Here is a 13,983-nt window from a genome sequence, read left to right on the forward strand (position 1 = left end):
GCTGCACCCGCTGCACCCATGGCCATGCCCTCCAATCGGCACCCATAGAGTCAGAAATTTGCCGCTTTGGGAATCCCCACGTGAGTCAGTATCATGGGAGGTTGGTATAAGGCCGGGCACCGCTAAATCGCACCATGATCAGGGATTGTCGGTCGAGGCCGGCACGCTTTCGCTGCCGAACATCCGTTCGACCTCCAGCACCAGGTCGCGCAGGTGGAAGGGCTTGGACAGCACCTTGGCCTGCGGTACTGCCTTGCCTGCCTTCAATGTAACGGCGGCAAAGCCGGTGATGAACATGATCCGCATGTCCGGCGCGACCGAGGCCGCATGTTGTGCCAGTTCGATGCCGTCCATCTCAGGCATCACGATATCGGTCAGCAGCAGGTCGAACCGGTCCGATTCGATGTGCGGCACGGCCTCCCGCCCTGTCGATACCGACACGACGTCATAACCCGACCGTTCCAGCGCACGGGCGAGATAGACCCGCATGCTCTCGTCATCTTCGGCCAATAAAATACGAACCATTGCCCCCGACATTCCCACTCGGCCGTCCCACGGCGCTTGGCGCCGATCCGACAGGGTGGCGCGAAGCCCGCTTATATGCGACAAGGTTTAAATATTTGCCAGCCGGGTAACCTTTTTTGGCGCGCCGGTGAAAGGAGCCGCATTGGATCATCCCGCGCCGTGTTGCCCGACGCTTGGCGAGACCGCTTTCGACCTTTATGGCCCGGCTTTGCCCGACCGGCCGATCATCCTGTCGGTCCCTCATGCCGGGCGGGTCTATGGTGAGGATCTGCTTGCCGCCGCCCGCGTTCAGCCGACCATATTGCGCCGGCTGGAGGATCGCTGGGTCGACCTGCTCGCCCATCCGCTGATCGCGCGTGGCTTTTCTGTCCTCATTGCCCGTACGCCGCGCGCCATGATCGACCTCAACCGGCATGAGCGCGAGATCGACCCCGGCATGATCGCCGACCTGCCGCGCGACGCCACATTGCAGAGCAGTGCCAAACTGCGCGGTGGCCTTGGCCTCTTTCCGCGCCGTTTGCCGGGCGCACATGAATTGTGGCGCGGTCCGATGCGCTGGGCTGAGGCGCGGCGCCGGATCGAGACGCTGCACCGCCCCTATCATGCCAGGCTTGCCGACATGCTGGCCGCCGCGCGGCAGGCGCACGGACATGCGATCCTGATCGACCTCCATTCCATGCCGCCTTTGGCACCACCCGCCGCAGGCCAGCCGGCCCCGGACATTGTGCTGGGCGACCGGTTCGGGCGCAGCGCCTCGACCCGGCTGATGACGTTGGCGGCCGATGTCGCGACGGGCCATGGACTGATCGTCGCGCAAAATCATCCTTATGCCGGCGACCATATGGTGGATCGCCACGGGCGACCGGAACAGGGTATCCATGCGCTTCAGGTGGAGATCGACCGTGCGCTTTATCTGGACATCACGCTGGATAGACCGGGGCCGGGCGTCGCGCGGATGCAGGCGGTGGTCACGCGCATGGTCGAGGCGCTTGCTACGGAACTGCCGCGCGCTGGCTATGCGCTGGCCGCCGAATAGAGGTCAGCGCACCCCTGTCACCAATTGCGCACCCGCTACGCTCAGATGGTGGGAATCGAAATAGAGCGGATGGCCATTCTGTTCGAGCAGGCATTGTCCGCTGGAACAGAGCGCTTTGATCGGATTGATCAGCCGGACGCCCCGTGCCTGCCAGCGGGCGAACAAAATACCCAGATTCACCGTCCGCGCCTCTACCCAGGCGCGTTCCACGCCCCGCGCTTCCGACAGATGTCCGGCTTGCGCCAGATGGGCGAGGTGGCGCGGCACATCGAAGGGTTGCGGCGGCACCGGACCGATCAGTACGACCTCCCGCCCTTGGGCACGGATGTCGGCAATGGTGCGGTCAAGCCTGGCCACGAAGCCGGGATCATCGAAATCGCCATTGGCCCAGAAGGCAGAAAGATAGATGCGCCTGATGGCTGGATCGGTGCGGATCGCATCGAAGGCGGCACGGTTTGCGGTGGCGCAGCGCGGATCTTTCGCGTCATAGCCCAGCACTGGCGGGCAGCTTGATGTCGTCCGCTCGACCAGAGAGCGATTTTCTGCGCGTGCCTCCAGCGACAGCGCATAGGCCAGTTCCACGCCATGACTGTCCCCCCATAGCATCGCGTCGGGCGGTACGTCCGCGCCCAGTGTGCAGGGCTGGGCGCCGCGCATATAAGTGTCATGGCATCGTTTGCGCGTAGGCGCGAAATCCGCCTGCCCAGCCATCTGCGCCAGCACCTGCGGCGCGAAGCGGGAGGGCCAGCCGCCCATCGCCATCAGCGCCAGCGACAGCAGGCAGAGGATGGCCATAGCTGCGCCGGTGAAACGGAAAATGACCTTTGCCGGCATGTGTTGCGTATCCCGGAAGGGGCGTTCGACAAAGCGCCAGGAGGCCATTCCAGCCAGCAGCGCCGCGCAGATCACCATGAGCCGCGTTCCGCCGGATAGCGGCAGGTCGGTTGCATATTCGGTCAAGACGATCAGCGGCCAGTGCCACAGATAAAGCGAGTAGGAGATGAGACCGACACCCACCATCGGTCCCCAGCCAAGGAGTCGGCCGACGGATGTTCCCGGTGCGGCATGGATCAGCGCGGCGGCACCCAGCACCGGCGCGAGGGCTGTGACGCCGGGAAAGACGGTGTTGCGATCATAAAGTGCGACAGCGAGTAAGACGGTTGTTACGCCCGTCCACGCCGTCCATTCGCGCAGCCAGCGTGGCCGGATGGCTGGCACCGCGCCCAGTGCCAGCAGCGCGCCGGCAAATAATTCCCAGGCGCGGGTCGGTAGCAGGTAGAAGGTAAAGCCGCTGGTGTCGCGCTGCATCGCGATGGCGATCGCGAGCGAAAGCGCCGCGATCCCTGCGACCACCGCCGTGCGCCGGCGCGGGGCGAGGCGGGCAAGCAGCATCAGCAGCATCGGGAAGCCGATATAATATTGCTCCTCGACCGCCAGCGACCATGTGTGGAGCAACGGCTTCACATCCGCGCCGCCGGAGAAATAGCCGGTGTCGGTGAAGAACCAGAGGTTGGAAGCGAACAGCGTCGCGGCCAGTGCGGATCGCGGCACGCCCTCCAGGTCACCGGGCAGATAGAGCCAGGCCGCTACAGCCAATACCGTCAGGATCATCAGCGCCAGCGCGGGCATGATGCGGCGGAAGCGGCGTTCGTAGAAGCGGACGAGCGAAAAGCGCCCTTCATCCACTTCGCGGGCGATGATGCCGGTGATGAGGAATCCGGAAATGACGAAGAAGATGTCGACCCCGACATAGCCGCCTGAAAAACCCGGCACATGCGCATGGAACAGCAGCACGGGCAGGATGGCGAGCGCGCGCAGACCGTCGATGTCGCGGCGATAGCGAATCATGTTGGTCGTTTGCGGAACTGGGCCGTGCATCAGTGCGGCCTAGCAGCCAAGCCCTGACATTTGCTTAGCGCCGCGAATCGGGCATGAACGCAAGCTGACGGGCGGATCGGCAATGGATTGCGTTTGATGCAACCATGGTTTCGTCCTTCGCATTTGCGAAAATCCGACCGGCAGGACAAAAGGACTGTGCCTTTCAGGCATCCTCTCCTAAAAACTTTCAGGCTGGTCTCACGATCAGCCTTTTTTTTGTCATCGCGCTGGGCTAGAGCGACATCGCTGTTCGGCGCGCTACATAAAAAGTTTCTGGAGAGGAGCCGCCGGTTAAAACCGGCACGGCGAGCCGAAGCAAGGGGGATCGAGCGGTAACGCTCTCCCCCTTTTTTCTTGCCCCGACCCGTTCAGGCGGCGACCACTGTTTCGGCACCATAAGCGACAACTGCGGCCACTTCCGCCGTATCGCCCAATACCACGCCGATGCGCTGGTGCAGGGCGGTGGCGGGCACGTCCATGATTGGCATGAAGCCGTCGCTCGCAGCGCCGCCGGCCTGTTCGATCAGGTAGCTCATCGGATTGGCTTCATACATCAGGCGCAGCTTCGCCTTGCCGGGCGCGCGGTGGTCATAGGGATACATGAAGATGCCACCACGCTTCAGAATGCGATGCACGTCCGCCACCATCGAGGCAGTCCAGCGCATATTATAGTCCTTGCCGCACGGACCCGCTTCGCCAGCGACGCGCTCGTCCACATAGCGGGTGATGGCCGGGGACCATTGGCGGCGGTTCGACATGTTGATCGCGAATTCGCACTTGCCCTGCGGCATCTTCATGTCCGGGTCGGTCATGACCCAGCTACCGACTTCGCGGTCGAGGGTGAATTCATAGACGCCGGTGCCGACGCTGAGCACCAGGATCGTCTGCGGCCCGTAGATGGCGTAGCCTGCGGCAACCTGGCTGCGGCCGTTTTGCAGGAAATCCTCTTCGGTCACGGCGCGACCGGCGCAGCCTTCCGGCGCCTTCAGCACTGAAAAGATGGTGCCGACCGACAGGTCGACGTCGATATTGCTGGACCCGTCGATCGGATCGAACAGCATCAGATATTCGCCCTTGGGATAGCGATTGGGGATGGGATAGAGCGTCTCCATCTCCTCAGAGGCCATCGCGGCCAGATGCCCGCCCCATTCATTGGCGTCGAGCAACAGTTCGTTGGCGATGACGTCCAACTTCTTCTGCACTTCGCCCTGCACATTCTCGCTGGTCAGGCTGCCCAGCACTTCGCCCAGCGCACCCTTGCCGACTGCATGGCTGATCGTCTTGCAGGCGCGTGCGACCGTTTCGATCAACAGGCGCAGTTCGGCCGGCAGCGCGTTCGCCTCCCGTTGCTGTTCGATCAGGAAACGGGTCAGGGTGGTCCGGGACATATGCCGCCTTTCGCAAGTGATGGGATTTGCGGCTGCACGCCGCGGCAATGGTGGAAGAACGGCCCGTCGCTACGGCACCCGCCCGGTCAAGTCCAGTCGAAGCGTCAACCGCCTGCCGCGCGCCGTTTCGCATCGTCGCGACCGATGGCGAGGCCGCGCACCCGTGCGACATCATCCTGCGTGGCGCCGGCACGGCCATAGGCGCGTTCGGCGGCGACATAATCGCCGGCCTGTTCCGCACAGAGGCCGAGGTTGAACAGCAGGGATGGATGACCCGACAGGGTCCGGTCCATGTCCGCCCATGTCGTACAGGCCGCGATCGGGTCGCGCTGCGAAAGGCGGATACTGTCCTTGAACGCCTGTCCCATCGCCTTGTCCATGCCTTCGCGCCCCTCGCGCAGACGGATGCGATATTCCTCATGTCGCGGCATGATATCGTCGACGAAGCGGTCGGCGGCGGTTCGCACCATTTTTGCTATCCGGTCCTTCGGGCTGGGCTCGCCCTTGTCGTCGGGGCAGGTAGTGATGCTGTCCGTCTGCGGCCGGGTCTGGGTATAGAGGATGCGTCCATCGTCGCTGCCCGCGACCCGCAGGGTGGAGGAAAAGCTGATCATTTCCTGAAGGCAGGTTGCTTCCACCTTCTCCTTGCGCACGCATTTGTCGCCTTGCTTTTCGGCGCATCGCTCGACCTTGCGCTTGACGTCGCTTTCCCGGACCGATGCGTCGGCCATGCCCGACACCAGTATGTCGGCCTCCGGCCCGCGCCGCGACACGGCGATCAGGTCATAATAGGGCCGTCCGTCCGGTCCGCGCTGGCTGAGTTCCGCCTCGATCGCCAGCCCCAGCGCCATGCCGTCGCGCCCGGCGATCCGGTCGATGCCGATGCTGCGGGCCAGGCTCACCTCCCGATTAGGAGCGGGGAAATGGCCGTTCATTACGAAGACTTCAGCATGAACGGGCGTGGCGAGAGCCAACGCCATAAGGCAAAGGATGATGCGCATTGATGATCCCCAATATTCAACATGGCAGCATTAGAAACTGCGCCGTTGGGCATCAAGCAGCAACAAAGGAACGCTAGTCCTTTTACGCCGTTTCGGTACGCTGTCGGACAGTGCTGGCGACCGGATGCAACAGAGGATGATATGGACAGTCTGATTACCGCCTTCACCGACCCCACAGCCTTGGCCGCGCTGATCGCGCTGGTGGTGATGGAGGTGGTGCTGGGCATAGACAATCTGGTCTTCATTTCCATCCTGACCAACAAACTGCCCGAAGCGCAGCGGCCCAAGGCGCGCAAGATCGGTATCGGACTGGCGCTTGTCATGCGGCTGGTCCTGCTGTCGATGATCGCCTGGATCGTCGGCCTGACGCAGCCGGTGTTCAATCTGGGTTTCAATGGCCCGCTGGATCAGCATGGCGTGCCGACATTTGAAACCGACTTTTCCTGGCGCGACCTGATCCTGATTGCGGGCGGACTGTTCCTGATCTGGAAGGCGACCAAGGAAATCCATCACAGCGTCGATCCCGATCCGGCCGATGGCGTGCTGGACAAGAAGGGCGTGGCGACCATGACATTCGGCGCGGCGATCGCGCAGATCATCGTGCTGGACATGATCTTCTCGCTCGATTCCATCCTGACGGCGGTGGGCATGACGGACAATCTGGCGGTCATGTATATCGCCGTGATCGTCGCGGTGACGGTGATGTTGATCGCGGCCGATCCGCTCGCCAACTTCATCGCGCGCAACCCGACGGTGGTGATGCTGGCGCTGGGCTTCCTGCTGATGATCGGTGCGGTGCTGATAGCCGATGGCTTCGGTGTGCATGTGCCCAAGGGTTATATCTATGCGGCCATGGCCTTTTCGACGCTGGTAGAGGTGCTCAATATCTTCGCCCGCCGCGCCAAGACGCGGTCGGACGACGCATGACGCTGCGTTAGCCAGCGACGGTTTGGGCGGCGGCCGGATGGGCCATGCAGGCGAGCGTGCCGCCCAGGATCAGCGCGCCGGCCAGCACCAGCGGCACGACCAGGCCACTCTGGGTGACGAGCAGCGCCCCGATCGCGGCACCCAGGAGGATGGCGAGGACGCTGCCGATCCGGCGCACCCAATTGGGATTGCCACCGCCCGCGAGCGATGAGTCCGCGGCCAGCCCCGTCATGGTCAGCGTCAGCACCGTAGTCGTCAGGTCGGGCACCTTGAGTTGCCGGATGGTGGCGTTGCGGAAGCCCATGGCAAGGCCGGTAAGGGCGATGATCGCGTAGAGGGCGGAACCGGCCGACTGGCTGGCCATGTCGAACCCGGTCGCGACCCCGGCGGCAATCCAGAGCAGGCTCGCCTCCACCAGAGCCGCGATCAGCAGCCAGCGACGCAGTGGCAGACCGGCATGCCCCTTGCCTACGCGGCCCGCAACCAGCGCGCCGATCAGGAAGCTGGCGATCGCGACCAGATAGGATGCCGCATGAAAGCCCGGTGTGCCCACGGCGGCAAAGCCCAGAAAGACGATATTGCCGGTCATGTTGGCGGTGAACACCTTGCCCAGTCCCAGCACGCTGATCGCGTCCACCAGACCGGTCGTGACAGACAGGAGCAGCAGGAGCCAGGGCAGGGGCGAGGGGCTTTTGGCGGGCGCGGTCATGGTTGGTCTCCGGATGGAATGTGCGGCTGATCCTATGGAGGGGCAGGATTCGCAGGTAGTCGAATAATATGGGCCGGTTCGTTCTATAATATCGAATGATCAGAAGCGGAAATTGCTCTCCAGCCCCAACATGGTGATCGTCTTCGCCGGGCCGGTATCGCGGATGAAGGCACCCGGCGCGAAGGCAGAGAAGGAGGTCGACAGCTCCCATTCGGGCGTGGCTTGCCAGGCGATCGCCACCTCCGCCTCCTTGCCGATGAAGCGGGGCGCGCCGTTACCGGGCGCGCGGATCAGATTACCCGGAATGTCATACACGCCATCGCCTTTGCTGGCGCGCCAATAGGCCATGGCGGTGAGGCTGGCGGACAGGCCGCCGCCCAGCGTAGCGCTGACGCGCGGGTTGACGCTGATGATGTTGGTCGGGCCGACGGGCGATAATTCACCGAAATATTTGCCCTTGGGAAAGAGGGCGTTGAAGGTGCCAAGCCGACCGTCGCCGGCTTTCTTGTCGCCGCTGACGACGTTTAAGCGCAGCATTGCGTCGGGCGCCAGCGGCAGGGTGGGGAAAGTGTGGCCGACTTCGGTGCCCAGCGTCCAGGCGGCGATGCGCTGGCCCCCGAAATGGCCGAACTGATAGACGCCCTCGACATTCCAGTGCCAGTTGTCGCGCACTCCGTGTGACCGGAAGCCGAGGCTGTGGCGTATCTCTCGCCCGTCGACGCCGCCGAAACGGGCGGCGCGGTTGCGATAGCCCAGATAATAGATGTCGAGCTCGGGCAGTGCGGCATAGGCACCCCAGAGCGCTTTCGTATCGGACGTGGCATCGTCGAAGCTGCCGGAGCCGGGCTGGACCGGCTTCATCGCGAGCAGGCTGACCACCGCTTTGCCGACCCTCATGTCCGCGCGCGCGCCATCGAAGGCGAGCGGCACATTGCGACCATAGCGGGTGCCGATCAGCCTTTCGGTGCCGAGCGACAGCATCTGTCGTCCGGCGCGCAGGGTGACGGGGCCAAGATCGACCTCGCCAAAGGCCTGAAGCAGGTCGACGCGCGTCTGGTCGATCGGACTGGCGGAGGGGGCCACGCCCACGGCATAGGCGGCGATCGGCTGAACGAAGGCGCGGGCCTTGCCGACATGCAGGTCGACATAGGGCATGGCTCGCAACCAGAGATAGGCGTCGTCCGGCGCATCCGCCCCACCCCAGAGATTGTCGCCGTAACGTTCGCTGCGCGCCCGTACTTCAATGCCGGTGGACAGCCAGGCGTCGTCGCCGATCGGGATATATTTGAGCGGGCCGGTCCAGTGATGGGCACGCTTGTCGGCATCGGAGAGGTCGGACCAGTCCTCGTCATAGCGGGTGATGCTGAGCGTCGGCGCCTGCCATGCCTCGCGCTGCTGGGCAGCGGCCGGGACCGGCAGCGCCAGCAGCGCGAGGCATGGCAGGAGGCACTTACGCATCGACATGCTTCCGGTCCGCGATCATCGCCACGAGGATGAAGCCGCCGATCAGGCCGATATGCTCGAAAAAGGCATTGGTCGCCATGAAACGCTCCTGGCCCGCCGGCATCGCCCAGAAAGCGTTGGCGGTGAAGGCGGCGAGCAGGGTGAAGACGCCCAGCATGCCCGCGCCCAGCCAGACCAGCCGGCCGGTCAGGATCAACAGCGGGCCGACCAGTTCCAGCGCGATCGTCAGCACCGCCCACAAGGCGGGCGGACTCATGCCGAAATGCGCCTGCTCGGCGACGGCGCCCTGCCAGTCGGTCAGCTTGACGATCCCGCCAAGAACATAGGCACCGGTCAGCATCAGTCGGGCGAGGAACCATGTGGGTCGCCATGCGAGCAAGGCGGAGACGAAGCTGGGGGTGGCGATCATGACGCTTACGCCCCGACGTCGCTGTGCATTTCGGCGATATAGCCGCCGGGGAAACGGACGATCGCCGACTGGCGGCCGCCTTCTTCATGGGCTGGGACCAGCGTTTCGACACCGGCGGCGCCGGCCTTGTCCAAAGTGGCGCCAAGGTCCGCGACGGAATAGCCGGTCATGTCGCGGCCATAGGGCCAGGGTAGTTGTCCGTCCGAGACGATGACGCTCATCTTGCCATAGCCCGACGTCAGGCGAATGCGGCGGTAGGTCTTGCCCGGCTGGCCGATCTCCGCGCCGGGCGCTGCCTTCTCGTCGAACGTTACCTTCGCATGGGCAAAGCCGGTCCATTGCTTGACGAACAGGTCGGCGGCGTCCGCGGTCAGGTAGATGCGGTTTTCCGGCACGGTCGTCAGCGCCGGATAGTCGGGCTTGGCCGTGTGCCAGTATAGCTGCATGTTCACGCCGCCCGCCCATTGCACCACCACATCGCGCCCGATCGGATCGGGGAAGCTGGTGATGAGGCGGGTCGCGCCATGCTTGACGGCCGAAGCCGCTGCCCCGTCGATGTCGCGCACCAGATAGCCGGTCCGCTCCGCGCCGAAGGGATAGGGTATGGGCGTCAGGAAACCGAAGACGGAAATGGTGCCGGCGGGCGTCAGGGCAAGTTGCGATTTGGTCCGGCTGGTGGTCGGCGTGACCTGAAACTCGCCTTGCTTGCTGGTGGTGCCGCCGAAGGTCGCGGTGAAGCTGGCGACGAAGCGGTCGAAATCCTCCGTCGTGACATAGACATGCGTGGTGTCATATTGCGGGCCGACGGCATAGTCGGGGCTGGCGGCAGGCGCAGCCTTTGCAGGCGCGGGGGCGGGGCTGATGGCGACCAGTGCGGTCGCCACCATCAGGGTGATGCGGTTCATGTAATTGTCTCCGGCTGGAGAGGACGAGTGCCTCTCGGTCGATGTAGCAAGACCTGTCTAGGCGGCGATTGGGCCACTAACGATCCGAATAATATCGACCGTAATGTTCTACATTATAGAATGAAAGATGGCTGACCCCTCCTTACCTGGAGGGGCCAGCCGGGATCAGACGGCCCAGCAGCCGCAGCCCAACGCACCCCAGAAGCTCTGGACATCGGCGGCTGGCACATGGGCGCCCAGCGCGGCAGCATGGTCATGGCCATGGACGCCGCAGGATGAGGCGCAGCCACAGGCTGATGCCAGCTTGTTCGCGGTTTCATCCTTACGATAATGGCCGCCGAAGGTCGCGACCGGCGACCAGTCGGGCATCGCCTTGGGCGCGACCGGTGCGAGCGAGCCATAGTCGCCTTCGCCATAGACGATCTTGCCGCCCAGCACGGTCAGGACCGATCGGAGAAGGGCGATCTCATCCTCCGGCACGGAGAAATAATCGTCCGACAGCAAGGCCAGGTCGGCGAGTTGCCCCTTTTTGATCTGGCCTTTCTTGCCCACCTCGTTCGAGAACCATGTGTTCCTTTCGGTCCAAAGCCGCAGCGCCGTTTCGCGATCCAGGCGGTTGCGCACCGGATAGAGGGCCAGGCCGCCGACCGTTTTCGACGTGACCAGCCAGCTCAGGGACACCCAGGGGTTATAGCTGGCGACGCGGGTGGCGTCCGTGCCGGCGCCTACGGGCACGCCGGCCGCCATCATCCGCCTGATCGGCGGCGTGGCCTCGGCCGCTTTGGCGCCATAGCGTTCGACGAAATATTCGCCTTGGAACGCCATGCGATGCTGCACGGCGATGCCACCGCCTAGCGCGGCGATCCGGTCGATATTGCGCTCGCTGATGGTTTCGGCATGGTCGAAGAACCAGTTCAGCCCCTGCAACGGAATGTCGCGATTGACCTTTTCGAACACATCCAGTGCACGGCCGATCGTCTGGTCATAGGTGGCGTGCATTCGCCAGGGCCAGCGGCGTTCGGCGAGCAGGCGGATGACCGGCTCCAGATCGCCTTCCATCTCCGGCATCATGTCGGGGCGCGCGACGCGAAAATCCTCGAAGTCGGCGGCGGAATAGACCAGCATCTCGCCCGCGCCGTTGTGGCGATATGTGTCGTCGCCATCGCCGGGCTTCACCTTGGTCGACCAGTTGGCGAAATCCTTCAGCTCTTCCTTGGGCTTCTGCGTGAAGAGGTTGTAGGCGACGCGCAACGTCAGTTCGCCATCCTTGTGCAGCGTGTCGATGACCTCATAGTCGTCGGGATAATTTTGCGATCCGCCACCCGCGTCGATCACGCTGGTGACGCCGAGCGAATTGAGTTCGCGCATGAAATGCTTCGTCGAATTGACCTGATAGTCCTGCGGCAGCTTCGGTCCCTTCGCCAGCGTCGCATAGAGGATCGTCGCATTGGGCTGGGCCAGCAGCAGGCCGGTCGGGTTGCCCTGCGCATCGCGGACGATTTCACCACCGGGCGGGTTGGGCGTGTTCTTGTCATAGCCCACCGCCCGAAGCGCGGCGGCATTCAGCAGTGCGCGGTCATAGAGGTGCAGGATGAAGACCGGGGTATCGGGTGCCGCAGCGTTGATCTCGGCGATCGTGGGGAGGCGCTTTTCGGCGAACTGATGTTCGGTAAAGCCGCCGACCACGCGCACCCATTGCGGCGGCGGGGTGTTTTCCGCTTGGCGTTTGAGCATCGCCATGGCTTCCGACAGGCTCGGCACACCTTCCCAGCGCAATTCCATATTATAGTTGAGGCCGCCGCGAATGACATGGATGTGGCTGTCGATCAGGCCGGGGATCAGGCGGCGACCCTTGGCGTCGATCGTCTGCGCGTCGGGGCTGGCGGCGGCGCGAACGTCCTGCTCGCTGCCCACGGCCAGAAACTTGCCGTTCCGGATCGCCACCGCCTGTGCCGCCGGATTTTCCCGGTCCAGCGTCGTGACCCTGGCATTGGTGATGATGAGGTCTTTCCGGCTCATGGCGAAACTTTCCGAAGCGGTGAGAAGGGCGGTGGTGGCGGCGCTGGCCAGCGCCTGACGGCGGGTCATCATGCGTCATGCTCCGTAGATGCGATAGGGGGCGAAGGGGCAGTCAGCCAGTGGGCGATCGGCAGCAGTTGCTCGCCCAGCAAAATGCCTGCCAGCCCGATCAGGGCGATGACGGGCGGGGCAGGCGATCGCACACCGATCAGGCTGTAGACGATACCGACCAGCAGTCCCGCGCCAAGCGAAAGGAGATAGGCTTTCATGGGCTTGTCCTTCGGCAGCGATAGAGGGGAGCCATGCTCAGACAGCTCCCCCGTTGAGACTTAGTGGGCGCCTTCGGACGCATTGAACATCGCCTTGGCATAGGTGATGCCCAGGCCATAGGCGCCACCCCATTTGCGGGCGATGCCGGTGGTCATGTCGTAAGTTTCGGTGCGTGCCCAGTCGCGTTGCAGTTCGAGCAGATATTGCAGGGAAGTGATGGGCTTGGCGCCGGCGGCGATCATGCGTTCCACGGCGCGCTCATGAGCTTCCTCGCTGATGTCGCCGCTGGCGTCGGTGATGACATAGGCCTCAAAACCCTGTTCGATCGCCGAAAGGACCGGGCCGACGATGCAGACGCTGGTCCACAGGCCAGCAAAGACGATGCGATCCTTGCCGATGCGGTTCACGTCATCGATGACGGCGGCGTCTTCCCAGCTATTCATCGACGTGCGGTCAAGCATCGGCTGATTGTCGAAGGCTTCGGTGATCTCGCTGAACATCGGGCCGGAGAAGCTCTTTTCGGCGACGGTGGTCAGGATGGTGGGGACATTGAAGCCGGCGGCGGCGTTGGACACCAGCGCGGCATTGTTGCGCAGCAGTTCGGGCGCGATCGACTTGGTAGCGAAGGCCATTTGCGACTGAAAGTCGATGAGGACCAGCGCATGATTGGTGGGCGACAGCAGGGCCTTGGCGGGGGTCGGGGTGGCGGTGATCGACATGGGTGAAGTCCTTCCTGAGAATGTTCTGCGCCCGTCCGTTCGGGCTGATGTCGGTCTACCGCCCGGCTTAATTATGAAACAGGCTGATAAATTACGCTCTATCGTTCGATATTCTAGAAATGATGATGTTGGGTCTGGGAAGGGTCGGATCGGGTCGATCTCGCCTTCCGCAAGATGATCGCCTGGTCCGATGCTCATTTGACGCTGCTTGAGGCACTGGTGGTATAGGGCCGCAGCAAGCTCCGGGTGGCGATAAGATAGCTGACCTGTGAGTTGTGGCACCATATGGCCGCATGCGGTATGAGGAGGCCGATCCATGGAGGTATGGCCATGACTGACCTTGCGACGCCCAACCTGCCGTCTCGCGATTTCGGCGCGACATCGGCCTTCTATGCCCGGTTCGGCTTTGTCGAGAGCTGGCGCGATCCCCATTGGATGATCCTGCGCCGTGGCAGCATCATCCTGGAATTCTTTCCCTATCCCGATATGGACCCTGCCACTAGTTCCTTCGGTTGCTGTTTCAGGATGGACGACGTGAACGGTTTCTTTGCCCAGGTCATCGCGGCTGGCATAGTCGAAACCACCATCGGCTGGCCGCGCGCGCATCGCCCGAAGAAGGAGCCATGGGGCGGTACCGTGGGGGCGCTGATCGATCCCGACGGCACGTTGATCCGGTTGGTGCAGGCGCCCGATTGATCCGCAGATCAGGGATAGGGCGGACCTGACAAACTCC

General features: G+C 63.5%; 14 protein-coding genes. 3 read left to right on the forward strand and 11 right to left on the reverse strand.

Going from position 1 to position 13,983, the window contains the following annotated elements; genetic code table 11:
* Nucleotides 1–138: 138 nt before the first annotated feature.
* Nucleotides 139–525, reverse strand: coding sequence for a cell cycle two-component system response regulator CpdR (cpdR, locus tag ASE85_RS07305; protein WP_056686097.1), 387 nt, complete (start codon nucleotides 523–525; stop codon nucleotides 139–141).
* Between the two features lie 142 nt (nucleotides 526–667).
* Between cpdR and ASE85_RS07310 the strand changes: the two genes are divergently transcribed.
* The gene (locus tag ASE85_RS07310; protein WP_056685937.1) at nucleotides 668–1,561 is read left to right on the forward strand and encodes an N-formylglutamate amidohydrolase; all 894 of its coding nucleotides are present in this window, start codon (nucleotides 668–670) and stop codon (nucleotides 1,559–1,561) included.
* Between the two features lie 3 nt (nucleotides 1,562–1,564).
* On the opposite strand, the gene ASE85_RS07315 is transcribed toward ASE85_RS07310, so the two are convergent.
* The 3 genes from ASE85_RS07315 to ASE85_RS07325 all read right to left on the reverse strand — a co-directional run bounded on the left by ASE85_RS07315 (nucleotide 1,565) and on the right by ASE85_RS07325 (nucleotide 5,828).
* On the reverse strand, nucleotides 1,565–3,439 hold the full coding sequence (locus ASE85_RS07315) for an acyltransferase family protein (RefSeq protein WP_235523369.1): 1,875 nt from the start codon (nucleotides 3,437–3,439) through the stop codon (nucleotides 1,565–1,567).
* Between the two features lie 368 nt (nucleotides 3,440–3,807).
* Nucleotides 3,808–4,827, reverse strand: coding sequence for a class 1 fructose-bisphosphatase (locus tag ASE85_RS07320; RefSeq protein WP_056685943.1), 1,020 nt, complete (start codon nucleotides 4,825–4,827; stop codon nucleotides 3,808–3,810).
* Between the two features lie 104 nt (nucleotides 4,828–4,931).
* Nucleotides 4,932–5,828 (reverse strand): hypothetical protein, encoded by an 897-nt coding sequence (locus ASE85_RS07325; protein ID WP_156358250.1) that lies wholly within the window; start codon nucleotides 5,826–5,828, stop codon nucleotides 4,932–4,934.
* A gap of 141 nt (nucleotides 5,829–5,969) precedes the next feature.
* On the opposite strand from ASE85_RS07325, the gene ASE85_RS07330 reads away from it, so the two are divergent.
* A complete protein-coding gene (locus ASE85_RS07330; protein WP_056685949.1) occupies nucleotides 5,970–6,755 on the forward strand; it encodes a TerC family protein in 786 nt (261 codons plus the stop codon).
* A 7-nt stretch (nucleotides 6,756–6,762) separates the two neighbouring features.
* On the opposite strand, the gene ASE85_RS07335 is transcribed toward ASE85_RS07330, so the two are convergent.
* From ASE85_RS07335 to ASE85_RS07365, 7 genes are all read right to left on the reverse strand, one after another.
* Nucleotides 6,763–7,464 carry a YoaK family protein gene (locus ASE85_RS07335; RefSeq protein ID WP_056685952.1) on the reverse strand — a complete coding sequence of 234 codons (702 nt, stop codon included), beginning with the start codon at nucleotides 7,462–7,464 and terminating at the stop codon, nucleotides 6,763–6,765.
* Between the two features lie 99 nt (nucleotides 7,465–7,563).
* The gene (locus ASE85_RS07340; protein ID WP_056686100.1) at nucleotides 7,564–8,922 is read right to left on the reverse strand and encodes an alginate export family protein; all 1,359 of its coding nucleotides are present in this window, start codon (nucleotides 8,920–8,922) and stop codon (nucleotides 7,564–7,566) included.
* Nucleotides 8,915–9,337: a DoxX family protein gene (locus ASE85_RS07345; protein ID WP_056685955.1), complete on the reverse strand. Its 423-nt coding sequence runs from the start codon at nucleotides 9,335–9,337 to the stop codon at nucleotides 8,915–8,917. Before ASE85_RS07345 ends, ASE85_RS07340 begins: the two co-directional genes overlap by 8 nt.
* A 5-nt stretch (nucleotides 9,338–9,342) precedes the next feature.
* Nucleotides 9,343–10,242: a hypothetical protein gene (locus ASE85_RS07350; RefSeq protein WP_056685958.1), complete on the reverse strand. Its 900-nt coding sequence runs from the start codon at nucleotides 10,240–10,242 to the stop codon at nucleotides 9,343–9,345.
* 165 nt (nucleotides 10,243–10,407) lie between these two features.
* Nucleotides 10,408–12,333, reverse strand: coding sequence for an amidohydrolase (locus ASE85_RS07355; RefSeq protein ID WP_056685961.1), 1,926 nt, complete (start codon nucleotides 12,331–12,333; stop codon nucleotides 10,408–10,410).
* Entirely contained in the window at nucleotides 12,330–12,530 is a 201-nt protein-coding gene (locus ASE85_RS07360; protein ID WP_056685964.1) for a DUF1427 family protein, read from the reverse strand. The genes ASE85_RS07355 and ASE85_RS07360 overlap by 4 nt, the downstream gene beginning before the upstream one ends.
* Before the next feature lie 60 nt (nucleotides 12,531–12,590).
* Nucleotides 12,591–13,250, reverse strand: coding sequence for a hydrolase (locus ASE85_RS07365; protein WP_056685967.1), 660 nt, complete (start codon nucleotides 13,248–13,250; stop codon nucleotides 12,591–12,593).
* A gap of 330 nt (nucleotides 13,251–13,580) precedes the next feature.
* Here ASE85_RS07365 and ASE85_RS07370 point away from each other — a divergent pair, with 330 nt between their 5' ends.
* Nucleotides 13,581–13,946: a bleomycin resistance protein gene (locus ASE85_RS07370; RefSeq protein WP_056686103.1), complete on the forward strand. Its 366-nt coding sequence runs from the start codon at nucleotides 13,581–13,583 to the stop codon at nucleotides 13,944–13,946.
* The last annotated feature ends 37 nt before the right edge of the window (nucleotides 13,947–13,983 follow it).

This window comes from Sphingobium sp. Leaf26, assembly GCF_001421665.1.
Classification (GTDB): Bacteria; Pseudomonadota; Alphaproteobacteria; order Sphingomonadales; family Sphingomonadaceae; genus Sphingobium.